Consider the following 12,000-nt stretch of genomic DNA (forward strand, 5'->3'; position numbering starts at 1 on the left):
TCAAAATTTTAATTAATGTTTATTTTACACAAATAATTAAAATACTGAAAACCAACATATAAAATTAAATCTCGAAATAAAAGCCTTGTTTTTCTAAACTCTGATATTTCTCTTGATTAAATTGAAATAGTCTAGCTGGTCTACCGCTTCCTTCTTTTCTTAAATTCTTTGTTTCGATTAGAAGATTGTAACTCATTATTTTTTTTCTGAAATTGCGACGATCAATGTCTCTTCCTAAAATACTTTGATAAAGACTTTCTAGATCCGAAAATGCAAACTCAGTTTTTAAAAGATTAAAACCAATTGGCTGATATTGGATTTTAGTACGTAGACGTTCTAACGCTTTCGTAACAATCGTTGAGTGATCAAATGCGAGATTGGGTAGATTATTAATACTAAACCACTGTGCGTCCGAGGCGTCTGTTGAAGCTTTTAGGTCGTATGATTTTGGATTAACAAGACCAAGATAAGCCACCGAAATAACGCGATTTCTAGGATCCCGATTGAGTTCTCCAAATGTGTATAGCTGTTCAATGAAGGTTGTGTTGACACCAGTTTCCTCGTGAAGTTCCCGAGAAATAGCTTCCTCCAAAGTTTCTTCATTTTTTACTAAACCACCAGGTAATGCCCAAGAGTAGAGGAAAGGTTCTATATTTCTTTTAATTAAAAGAATGTGCAATTCTCTATTTTCGAAATACCCAAATACAACTGCGTCAACGGCTACTTTTATATTTTGCATTTTGTGTTATTTTCACGCAAAGATAGGTTTTATTAAGTTTGTTATACCAGTCTTTTAAATATTTTAGACATACAAGATTCAAAAACATTAGTAAATTTGTATCTCAAAACACAAAAAAATAGAACTATGAGAAGTTTAACTATTATAGGTTTGGTCCTATTTGGGATTGCAGCTTTACTATTTTACGCAACAACCAATTTTTCTATAGGAGAAATGAAACTGTCCCACTTTATGGGAATTATGGCCGGTGTCGGTTTGGGTTTGATAATCGGAGGAATTGTTGGCTATGTGAGTAAGGGAAGTGCTATTAAGGAGGATGAGCGTAGAAAAGCTTATAAGCAATTAGAAAAAGATAAGTTGGAGCTTGAAAAGCAACAACAAACTTTGGCTAAAGAACTTGAAGAGGCGGCTAAGCAACAAAACAAAGAGCAGAATTATTTGTAATTCTGCTCTTTTTATTTAATGAAATTTTTTTATTAGAAATTGTAACCCAAACCTAGGATAAAGAAGCTTGGTCTATTGTCATAGTTTATCTCTGTATTGTTACCACCAACTGTGTTGATGAATTTTCTTTGATCTTTAGAGAAGGCTCCTTCGTATCTTGCATTGATAACGAATTTCTTAAGTGTTACATTTGCACCAAATTGGTAACCAACACCAAAGTCTTTAGTTTGTGATTCTGTAAAGTTTTCAAACTTATTGTCTTTTGAAGTGTTAACTGAAAAAACAGGACCAACAAAAGCGCTCAAAGTTTCTCCCATTAGATTGTAACCTAACAAAACAGGAATGTCTATTCTATCGTTTTTAGCTTCAAGTTCTATATTTTTACCAGCAACAGGGTCATTAACTTCAACAGAGTTTTTGATACTTGTGTAATAGATTTCTGGCATTACAAAAAGAGAAGTTACAGGAAGATTAATTTTAGCAGATAGACCAAAATTAAATCCAGTGTTGCTCTTTCCGTTGCTTTCCCAAGCATTAGAAGCTGTGTTTTTAATATCCTTCCATTTTGCTGAAGACGTATTGAACAAAAGGTTAGCTCTCGCTCCTAGTGTAACTTGAGAAAATGCTGCAACACTTGCAAACATTGCCATCGCTGTGATTAATTTTTTCATGAATATATAATTTTACGTTAAACTTGTTTGATCATTTTCAAGCATAAAATTTCTTAATTGCTTGAACAATTCTGATGAATAAACGAAGTCAATTAAGTTTTTATTCTTAGCTGTGGCCAAAATATCTTTATTGCCTTCCCATTCTTTAACACCGAGACGAAGATACAAAATCTTTTCTCCAATGGTCATTACCGAGTTCATATCGTGGGTGTTAATGATGGTTGTAGTGTTGTATTCTTTTGTAATTTCCATTAAAAGATCATCGATAACATTAGATGTATACGGATCTAGACCAGAGTTAGGTTCGTCACAAAAAAGATACTTCGGATTGTTAACAATTGCTCTCGCGATGGCAACACGTTTTTGCATTCCACCAGAAATCTCTGAAGGGAATTTTCTATTGGCATTTTGCAAATTAACACGCCCAATTACTTCTAAAACTTTACGTTTCTTTTCACGGAAAGTCATATTCGTAAACATATCTAGCGGAAATTGTATATTCTCCTCAACAGTCATCGAATCGAAAAGTGCACTTCCTTGGAAAACCGTTCCAATTTCTGATCTTAATAATTGCTTTTCGTCACGAGACATATCAACAATATTACGACCATCAAATAAAATAGCGCCACTTGTAGGTTGATACACATTAAGTAAACTTTTCAGGAAAACCGTTTTCCCAGAACCACTTTGTCCGATAATGAGATTAACTTTTCCTGTTTCAAAAGTTGTAGTAATACCTTTAAGAACTTCAGTTCCGTCAAAGCTCTTTTTTAAATCTTTAACTTCAATCATTAGCTTAAAAGCATTTGGGTTAATAATAAGTCACAAATAATAATTGATACGATTGTCCAAACAACCGCCTGCGTACTTGCCCGACCAACTTCCAATGAACCTCCTTTTACATTATATCCAAAATAAGCAGGAATTGTGGCAATTAAAAAAGCAAAAACTGCAGTTTTCAAAAATGCATACCAAATAAAGAATGATGGCATATACATTTGGATACCAGTAATATAATCTGCTTCCGTCCAGTTTTTAGTAACGATACCTGCAATATGTCCGCCCCAAATACCTACAGATATACTTATTGCAATTAATAAAGGATTAAAAATAACGCTCGCAAAAATTTTAGGTAAAATCAAAAAATTTGGAGAGTTAACACCCATAATATCTAGTGCGTCAATCTGTTCTGTAACACGCATTGTTCCTATACTTGAGGCAATATATGATCCTACTTTACCTGCAAGAATTACCGAAATAATCGTTGGTGAAAACTCAAGGACTAAGACAACCTTTGTTGCATATCCAATAAAGGATAAAGGAATCGGAAAACTAGAAGCTGAGAAATTGTTAAACATCTGGATGGCTACAACTGCGCCCACGAAGAAAGATGTGAAAAGTACCAATCCAAACGAATTAACGCCTAGGTCGTATATTTCTCTCATGAGTAGCTTCATGAAAACCTGCATTTTTTGCGGTTTGCTTATTACTTTTCCTAACAAGAGAACGTATTCGCCTATTGCCTTAAATAATCTTCTAAACATTTTGTAAAATTAAACTTTTTGCGGAGATTATCGTGCATTTTTATCTCCAACAATTACCAAGTATATGGTTTTGAGAATAATAACAAAATCTAGGCTAAAGCTCCAATTTTTTACATAAAAAGCGTCGGCAAGTGCTCTTTTTTTCATTTGGATGTTCATGTCGCCATCATCACCACGTAGTCCATTGACTTGGGCAAGTCCTGTTATTCCTGGCTTTACAAGACTTCGAATACTGTAACGACTAATCTTTGGTTTGTAAAATTCGTCAACTAAAAGCATGTGTGGCCTTGGTCCGATAACAGACATTTCGCCCTTAAAAACGTTAATAAATTGTGGCAGTTCGTCGATGCTAGATTTTCGAAGAAATTTTCCAAGTTTAGTAATGCGTTTATCACCGACTTCTGTTGTTTTGGTTGTGGAATCTGCATTGTTGACCATTGTACGGAACTTCCAGCATTCAAAAATTTCTTCATGAAAACCATAACGCTTTTGTTTAAAAAAGATAGAACCTTTACTGTCTAACTTTATTAAAATAGCAATAATGGGAAATAGCCAAGAGCAAATTCCAAATAATACAACTACTGAAAAGACAATATCAAAACATCTCTTTAATAATGCATTTGTGAAATAATCCAAAGGATATTTAGTAGGAGATAGGATTGGTAAGGTTACAATATAGTTAATGTCGTATTCAAAAAAATTATTCTGAATGATATTCGGTACTAATGAAATAATGACTTTGTTACTTTCAGCAGCAAGAAAAATTTTTCGTTCTAAATCTGCGTTTAAACAATTTTCAGAAGGAAGAAAAACAGTGTGGATTCCTTCTTTCTTCCAAAAATTAATAAGCTTGTCTATATTGTAATTTTCTTGTGGGTATTCAAAAATCTTGTAACCATAATCAGAACGAGTTTCAATGATTTCTCTTAGGATTTCCGTTGAACCATTTTCACCAATGAACATAACGTTTCGGTGGTTTTTCCCCAAAGTTCTGATGTACTTTAAAAGAGAAAAAACCAAGCTTTTAAAAGGAACCATCACTAAAAGCATGAAGCCAGCTAGATAGAAACGTTCTGTTTTTAAAAATTCGTTATTACTTACCTTTCCTAATAGAATGACACCCAAAAAGAAAATGAAGATGTGAACAATAATCCTCTCGAGGTAACTAGTAAATGTTAAGCTCCTTGGGACATCATATAGCCGAGTACGTCCACTCAACAGGATCCAAAATAAACATAATAAGGCTGTAGAAAGTAGATTTTGTTCAATCTCAACCGAGTCGTATTTCCATTCAAAATTTCGATAATAAAATATCACAAAAACAGATGCTACTAGAATCATATCTAATAGTATCATAAGGCTTTTAAAATATCGAGAATATCGAAGTTTTTGCATCTACATTATAATCAATCCGCTAATATAATATTTTTTTTAAGGAATATTTAAGTATTTATGCGTTTGGATTGAGGAACGCCATTCTGGATGTTCCAATATAAAGTCGGTTATCTTCGGATAATTAGCATCTTTTTTACTCCATTCACTTTGTAAAAACAATTCGCAGTTAGGATTTACCTTTGCGGCTTGTTCTTCAGCGAATTTTAAATCACTGTTGTTAAATACGATGACTTTCAATTCATTAGCTACTTTGTAGATGTCTTCTAATGGTAAGCCTGTCTTTTTAGGAGATAATGTAATCCAATCCAATTGTCCCGACATCGGATAAGCGCCAGAAGTTTCGATATGAATGGTGCAACCAAGTGATTTTAACTTAGATGTTAGTAAATCTAAATTCCACATCAAGGGTTCGCCACCAGTTAATACTATAGTTTTACAATATTTGGCTGCGGTTTCCGCAATTTCTTCGGTTGACATTAATGGATGAAGTGTCGGATCCCAACTTTCTTTAACATCACACCAATGACAGCCAACATCGCAACCACCTAATCTAATAAAATAAGCTGCTTTTCCAGCATGAAATCCTTCTCCTTGAATAGTGTAAAAATGCTCCATCACTGGGAGCATTTTACCTTCTTTTAATAATAAATCTTCTTGTTCTTTAGTCATTATAAACTGAAGTTTTGTAAGCGATAATCGTGTTTTTCATTAACATCGCTCGTGTCATGGGACCAACACCACCAGGTACTGGCGTTATCCAACTTGCCTTTGCAGCGCAACTGTCAAAGTCTACGTCGCCTGCAAGATGATAACCTTTTTCTGAGTCGTCGTCAACACGTGTAATACCAACGTCAATAATTACAGCGCCTTCTTTGATCATATCACCTTTTAGGAAGTGTGGATCGCCTAAAGCGGTAATCACGATATCTGCTTTTTTAGTATATTCTTCTATATGTTGTGTGTAAGAATGCGTCAACGTCACAGTCGAATTCCCGGGGAAATCTTTTCTCCCCATCAAAATGCTCATTGGTTTTCCAACGATGCGACTACGACCAATAATTACACAATTTTTTGCTTTTGTTTCAATATTGTAGCGCTCTAGCAAAGTCAAAATTCCAAAAGGAGTTGCAGGTAAAAACGTGTCCATTTCTAAAGCCATTTTCCCGAAATTTTCTGGGTGAAAGCCATCCACATCTTTTCTAGGGTCAATTGCCATAATGATTTTTTCTTGGTCAATTTGCTTTGGTAAAGGTAATTGAACAATAAAACCATCCACTGCTTTTGATTTGTTAAGTTCATCAATTTTTTCTAAAAGTTCAGCTTCAGAAACTGTACTTGGGAATTTGATTAAACTTGAACTAAAACCAACTTCCTCACAATCTTTTACTTTGCTATTGACATAAGCTTTACTTGCGCCATTGTTACCAACTAAGATGGCAACTAAGTGTGGAGCACGTCTTTTGCTAGCCAAAATTTTTTCGACCTCCTCGCGGATTTCTTGTTTAATTTCTTTTGAGACTTTTAGTCCGTCTAAGATTTGCGCCATTTTTCTTTCTTTTTACTTTTTATATTAGAATATTTTTACTTCTTTTTTAAAATCAAAACGTCTTGAAAATCTCGATCTTTTCTATCTAGACTAAAATCTCTCCAAAAACCAACTATGTGCTGCTCGATTTTGAGACCTGCATCTTGTATCATTTTTTCTAAAAAAGAATATTCGAGCGCAATGTTTGCACCTTGTACTTTTTCATCGAGTAGACGGTAGCCATCTTTTTCATAAGGAAATTTAAATCCAGGGAATTTACTCAAATCCTCATTTTTTCTATAAATAAAGAATGTCGCCAAGCACATTCCATCTATTTTTAAGACACGTTGGATTTCATTAAGATAGTTATCAATTTCATTAACTCTCATGTGCGTAAAAACCGAGAATAAAAAAGATTTATCAAATAAATTATCTTGATATGGGAACTTAAAATTTTCAGCTTTTCCTTCGTACTCATTATATAGATCATTATTTAATGGAACGAACTGAAATTTAAAATTCGGAAAATCTTTGCTAATTGTTTTTTGACACCAATTTACTCCTTTTTTTACCACATCAAAACCGTCGTATGTAGCATCAGAATTTAGATATTTTGTAAGATGAATGGCAGTTCTACCCATACCGCTACCTATATCTAGAACTTTGTCATTGGGCTTTAACGCTATGTATTTTTTAAGTAAGGATAATTGTTCTTGTCCCTTTTGTTTAAAATCGCCAGGTCCAATAAAAATATCTCCTTTTTTAGGAATATACTTTTCTCTTTTACCAGTAATGCCTTCATAAAAGTCAATAGGAGAGAAGTATAGCTTTCTAACGAAAAAACGATACTTTGGTGATAGTTTATAAAAAAGATTCCTTTTTAACATAGTTTAGATTTCTTATAATAATTCATCAAACCATTAGTTGATGAGTCGTGGCTTGTAACGTCTTGATTGTCTTTTAATTGTGATAGAATTTTGTTGGCTAGAACTTTTCCTAACTCAACACCAAATTGGTCAAAACTGAACACATTCCAAATGACACCTTGTACAAAAATCTTATGCTCGTAAAAGGCAATCAATTGTCCTAAAGTGTAAGGGGTTAATTCTTTGATTAATATAGAATTAGTTGGCGTGTTACCAACAAATATTTTATAATTGATAAGCTTTTCTATATCTTCTTCAGAAAGACCTTGATTTTCTAATTCTACTAAAACTTCTTCTTCGGTTTTTCCAAATGCTAAAGCTTCCGTTTGAGCGAAAAAATTGGCTAAAAGTTTATCTTGATGATCAGACACATCATTGCAAGATTTTGAAAACGCAATAAAATCTGATGGAATTAATTCTGTGCCTTGATGGATTAATTGATAAAATGCGTGTTGTCCGTTGGTTCCAGGTTCACCCCAAATAATAGGTCCTGTTTCATATTCGACAAAATCACCATTTCTGTCCACCGATTTCCCATTACTTTCCATGTCGCCTTGTTGCAGATAAGCCGCAAAACGATCAAGATATTGAGAATAAGGTAAAATAGCGTATGTTCCTGCCGCGTAAAAATTTCGGTACCAAATCCCCAAAAGTCCCATCAACACAGGGATGTTCTCTTTAAAATCTTTAGTTTTAAAATGAATATCTGTTGCTTCGGCACCTTTTAATAATTTTTCGAAATTATCATAACCAACTGCCAAAACAATGCTTAATCCAATCGCACTCCATAAAGAATAACGACCCCCAACCCAATCCCAAAACTCAAAAGTATTTTCGGCTAAAATTCCGAATTCATTAACTTTTTCTGTATTTGTAGAAAGCGCAACAAAATGTTTAGCAACATCAGCTTCATTTGCTCTAGATTTTAAGAACCAATATTTTGCAGACTGCGCGTTGGTCATTGTTTCTTGCGTGGTAAATGTCTTAGAAGCGACAATAAATAAAGTCGTTTCTGGATTTAGGTTTTTAAGAACTTCAGCAATATGATTGCCATCAACATTTGAAACAAAATGAACATCCAAACGTGTTTTAAAATGCTTCAAAGCTGAACAAACCATTACTGGACCAAGATCTGAGCCGCCAATCCCGATGTTGACAACATCCGTAATTTCTTTTCCTGAAAAACCTTTGTGCTCACCAGAAATTACTTTTTCTGAAAAAGATTTCATTTGGTTCAAAACCTTTTTGATAGCTGGTTTAATGTTTTCGCTATCTACCAAAATTGGTGTTTCCGAAAAGTCGCGTAAAGCAGTATGCAGAACGGCTCTGTTTTCAGTTTCGTTGATTTTTTCACCAGAGAACATTTGTCCGATGGCTTCCTTTAATTGCGTTTCTTCTGCTAATTTTAACAACAGATCCAAAGTACGCGAATCGATAAGGTTTTTTGAGTAATCAAATAGTAAATCTTCTGTTTCAAGAGAAAACTCTTTGAAACGTTCTGGATTGTATTTGAAAAGTGTTCTCAATTCAAAATCGTTGTTTGCGAAATGACTTTCTAAGTCTTCCCAAGCTTTGGTATGAGATGGATTAATTTTTGGAAGCATAATCACAAATGTTTTTAATCTACAAATTTACTGAAAATTCGTCGGATGAGCTTGCAGATTTTTATGCTTTTCTAAATAAAAAATTCCGCCTCGATAGACGGAACTTTTATTATGATTTTAGCTCTTTCGAAAAACGATTTAAGAAGAGTTTCTTTTTGTTTAAATAAATTAAACCAGCAATTATTAGTAAAATTGGCCAAATAGAAACCAAGAAAACCACAATCTGCTGAATCATATAAAAGCCTTCTACCAACCCATTTTTTAATTCGAATCCGAAGTTGCTTTTGAATTGATTATCATAGTTTTGCGTATTTGGAATTGGGATTTGTGCAACACTAACATTTGGTTCTTTTAGATAAATATCAACTGTACTGTATTTCAGTTGGTCGGCTATACTGATGTTGGCAACTTTTTGATTGTTGGCTTCGCGATAATTGTCGTCGGCCAGTTCTACTTTATCTTTGTTGGCTTTAAGTTGATTGATGTTTTCTTCGTTCTTTTGTTGACGTTGCGCATCTAGTTTTGCTAAAGCAATATTTGCGGTAACATCATCTGCATTGATAATTCTTGCATTTAGAAACAATTTATTTTGATTAATATCATTTAAAAAATCCCCTAAAAATTCAGTCGGAACCCGAACTTGCATCGTGTTTTCGTTTTGATATTTTCGAACTAAAGTCGCTTCAGTATCAGAAGTGTTGAATGTTCGTTCTGAAACCGTTTGCGCTTTCATTTGGCTTTTCGTAACAAAACCGCCCAATTTCACCAAAGATTTTTCGATAGCCACCGAAGCATCGTAGACATTCTTAACTTCCATGTCAATGTTGGCGGTTTTAATGAATTTCTTACCTTCAACTTGTTGAGACGCCGCAACAGAAGCGTTATCTGTAGTTGCGATTTCTGCTTTAGACATTTCCATTGTAGAAGCTTCTCCTGTTTCGTGTTTAACACATGAGATAACACCTAAACTAATAAAAGCTGCTGCGATTGAGATTTTAATAATTGATTTCATAATATATGGGTTTTAGAATTGTGATAAAGCTAAAACCAAACTGAAATTTTCTTTTTGTAAGCTTTTTGTTTTTTAGTTGTAAAGCTTAGTTTGCAATTTTAAACGATTGAAAATCTGTATTTTGTAAAATATAATTGTATTGGCTGAAAACTTATTATTGCTAAACTTTAGGAACAAAATTTGTTCTTTGTTTTTCAAAATCACAGCTTATGTCTTCTAGATTTTCAAAAATTAAAAATATAATAGAACTACTTCGTCATTTGGACATCGAAAAAATTTCTGAAATTTCTTCTAAAGTTAACCTTCCAAAATTGGTTAACAATGTTTCTCATTTAAGCGAAAAACAATTAAGTGCGATGATGAAAATGATGGATCCTAACAAAAAAGAAAAAATCCTTCCCGAAATAGATGGCGATTTTTACGACGTTAATCACACCTTAAGTCCAGAGCATCGAGAAATTCAGTTAAAAGTTCGTGCGTTTATGGAAAAAGAAGTAAAACCTTTGGTTAACGACTATTGGCTTCAGGACGAATTTCCGTTCCAGTTAATTGAAAAATTTAGAGAATTAAATATCTGTGGTGTGACTTATGATGGTTATGGTTGCCCGAATTTACCATTTTTAATGGAAGGAATTTTAGCAATGGAAATGGCGCGTGTGGACGCCTCTATTGCAACATTTTTTGGTGTACAATCTGGATTGTCAATGGGATCAATCTATATGTGTGGCTCGGAAGCTCAAAAAGAAAAATGGCTTCCCGCTATGCAAAAATTTGAAAAGATTGGCGCTTTTGGTTTGACGGAACCAGAAGTTGGTTCTGGTGCTGCAGGAGGACTGACGACGACTTGCAAAAAAGTGGAAGGCGGCTGGATTCTTAATGGTCAAAAAAAATGGATTGGAAACGCAACCTTTGCAGATGTTATTATCATTTGGGCACGCGATGTTGATAGTGATGAGGTTAAAGGCTTTATTGTTGAAAAAGATAATCCTGGTTTTGCAGTCGAAAAAATCAAAGGAAAAATGGCACTTCGTATTGTACAAAATGGTTTGATAACCTTGACAGATTGTTTTGTTACCGATGAAAATAAATTAGTAAACGCCAATTCTTTTAAAGATACCGCTAAGGTTTTACAAATGACTAGAGCAGGTGTCGCTTGGATGGCTGTTGGTTTATCGCGTGGCGCCTACGAAAATGCCCTCGAATATACGCGTGAAAGAAAACAATTTGGAAAACCGATTGCAAGTTTCCAAATGATACAAGTACATTTGGTGGAAATGTTGTCCAATTTAACAGCGATGCAAACGATGGTTTTCCGACTTTCAGAAATGCAGGATGAGGGAATTTTAAAAGATGAACATGCTTCTCTGGCAAAGGTTTTTTGTACGATGAGAATGCGAGATATCGTAAGTCGTTCGCGAGAAGTTATGGGCGGCAATGGGATTTTGTTGGAACATAATGTGGCGCGATTTGTTGCTGATGCCGAGGCGATTTATTCTTATGAAGGCACAAAAGAAATTAACTCTTTAATTGTTGGTCGAGCTATTACAGGCTTCAGTGCTTTTGTCTAAATTTGTGTCATGAAATTTATTTTTTCATTTTTTATATTTTTAAGTTTGATTAATTGTAGTCAAACACAACAACCTATTAAAACTACCAAAACAATGGAACATCAGGACAATCCTTACTTTTCACGAACGGATAGAACTAAATTAAATGTTAGTAATGACGAATGGAAGAAAATTCTTCCTCCCGATTTATATGCGGTGGCGCGAGAAGCAGCAACCGAAAGACCTTTCACGGGGAAATATAATGATTTTGACGCGATTGGCGACTATTATTGTGCGGTTTGTGGCAATCACCTTTTCCGTTCAACTTCGAAGTTTGCAAGTTCTTGCGGATGGCCCAGTTTTTTCGAAGCTGATAAAGAAGGTGTCATTTATAAAAGAGATTCTTCGCACGGCATGGAGCGTATAGAAGTTTTGTGCAAGCGTTGCGATTCCCATCTGGGACATGTTTTCAACGATGGACCACCACCAACAGGAACACGTTATTGCATGAATTCCATAAGTTTGGATTTTGAAAAAGATTAAAATTTAAACCATAAAAAACAAAAAGGCTGCTTCATTGCGAAACAGCCTTT

The 12,000-nt window shown here is 34.3% G+C and carries 13 protein-coding genes; 3 read left to right on the top strand and 10 right to left on the bottom strand.

Annotation, left to right across the window (positions count from 1 at the left end; all coding sequences use genetic code 11):
- Positions 1-64: 64 nt before the first annotated feature.
- On the bottom strand, positions 65-739 hold the full coding sequence (locus RT037_RS04835) for an NUDIX hydrolase (RefSeq protein ID WP_313028522.1): 675 nt from the start codon (positions 737-739) through the stop codon (positions 65-67).
- 126 nt (positions 740-865) lie between these two features.
- Here RT037_RS04835 and RT037_RS04840 point away from each other — a divergent pair, with 126 nt between their 5' ends.
- The gene (locus tag RT037_RS04840; protein ID WP_312324469.1) at positions 866-1,183 is read left to right on the top strand and encodes a hypothetical protein; all 318 of its coding nucleotides are present in this window, start codon (positions 866-868) and stop codon (positions 1,181-1,183) included.
- A 32-nt stretch (positions 1,184-1,215) separates the two neighbouring features.
- Here RT037_RS04840 and RT037_RS04845 read toward each other — a convergent pair whose 3' ends face one another.
- The 9 genes from RT037_RS04845 to RT037_RS04885 form a co-directional block, all read right to left on the bottom strand.
- A complete protein-coding gene (locus RT037_RS04845; protein WP_313028523.1) occupies positions 1,216-1,854 on the bottom strand; it encodes an outer membrane beta-barrel protein in 639 nt (212 codons plus the stop codon).
- 12 nt (positions 1,855-1,866) lie between these two features.
- A complete protein-coding gene (locus tag RT037_RS04850; protein WP_312324466.1) occupies positions 1,867-2,646 on the bottom strand; it encodes an ATP-binding cassette domain-containing protein in 780 nt (259 codons plus the stop codon).
- Entirely contained in the window at positions 2,646-3,398 is a 753-nt protein-coding gene (locus tag RT037_RS04855; RefSeq protein ID WP_313028526.1) for an ABC transporter permease, read from the bottom strand. Before RT037_RS04855 ends, RT037_RS04850 begins: the two co-directional genes overlap by 1 nt.
- A gap of 27 nt (positions 3,399-3,425) precedes the next feature.
- A complete protein-coding gene (locus RT037_RS04860) occupies positions 3,426-4,739 on the bottom strand; it encodes an exopolysaccharide biosynthesis polyprenyl glycosylphosphotransferase (RefSeq protein WP_313028527.1) in 1,314 nt (437 codons plus the stop codon).
- 90 nt (positions 4,740-4,829) lie between these two features.
- Positions 4,830-5,462 (bottom strand): 7-carboxy-7-deazaguanine synthase QueE, encoded by a 633-nt coding sequence (locus tag RT037_RS04865; RefSeq protein ID WP_312321644.1) that lies wholly within the window; start codon positions 5,460-5,462, stop codon positions 4,830-4,832.
- Positions 5,455-6,339 (bottom strand): bifunctional 5,10-methylenetetrahydrofolate dehydrogenase/5,10-methenyltetrahydrofolate cyclohydrolase, encoded by an 885-nt coding sequence (locus RT037_RS04870; RefSeq protein WP_312321643.1) that lies wholly within the window; start codon positions 6,337-6,339, stop codon positions 5,455-5,457. The genes RT037_RS04865 and RT037_RS04870 overlap by 8 nt, the downstream gene beginning before the upstream one ends.
- Positions 6,340-6,374: 35 nt before the next feature.
- The gene (locus tag RT037_RS04875; RefSeq protein WP_312321642.1) at positions 6,375-7,205 is read right to left on the bottom strand and encodes a class I SAM-dependent methyltransferase; all 831 of its coding nucleotides are present in this window, start codon (positions 7,203-7,205) and stop codon (positions 6,375-6,377) included.
- Positions 7,199-8,848, bottom strand: coding sequence for a glucose-6-phosphate isomerase (gene pgi / locus RT037_RS04880; RefSeq protein WP_313028528.1), 1,650 nt, complete (start codon positions 8,846-8,848; stop codon positions 7,199-7,201). Before pgi ends, RT037_RS04875 begins: the two co-directional genes overlap by 7 nt.
- Before the next feature lie 109 nt (positions 8,849-8,957).
- Positions 8,958-9,860, bottom strand: coding sequence for a DUF4349 domain-containing protein (locus tag RT037_RS04885; protein ID WP_312321640.1), 903 nt, complete (start codon positions 9,858-9,860; stop codon positions 8,958-8,960).
- A gap of 209 nt (positions 9,861-10,069) precedes the next feature.
- Between RT037_RS04885 and RT037_RS04890 the strand changes: the two genes are divergently transcribed.
- Positions 10,070-11,428 carry an acyl-CoA dehydrogenase family protein gene (locus RT037_RS04890; RefSeq protein ID WP_312321639.1) on the top strand — a complete coding sequence of 453 codons (1,359 nt, stop codon included), beginning with the start codon at positions 10,070-10,072 and terminating at the stop codon, positions 11,426-11,428.
- A 93-nt stretch (positions 11,429-11,521) separates the two neighbouring features.
- Positions 11,522-11,950: a peptide-methionine (R)-S-oxide reductase MsrB gene (gene msrB / locus RT037_RS04895; protein WP_312321638.1), complete on the top strand. Its 429-nt coding sequence runs from the start codon at positions 11,522-11,524 to the stop codon at positions 11,948-11,950.
- Positions 11,951-12,000: the final 50 nt, after the last annotated feature.

Origin of the sequence: Soonwooa sp. (assembly GCF_032062245.1) — a bacterium.
In the GTDB taxonomy this organism is placed as follows: domain Bacteria; phylum Bacteroidota; class Bacteroidia; order Flavobacteriales; family Weeksellaceae; genus Soonwooa.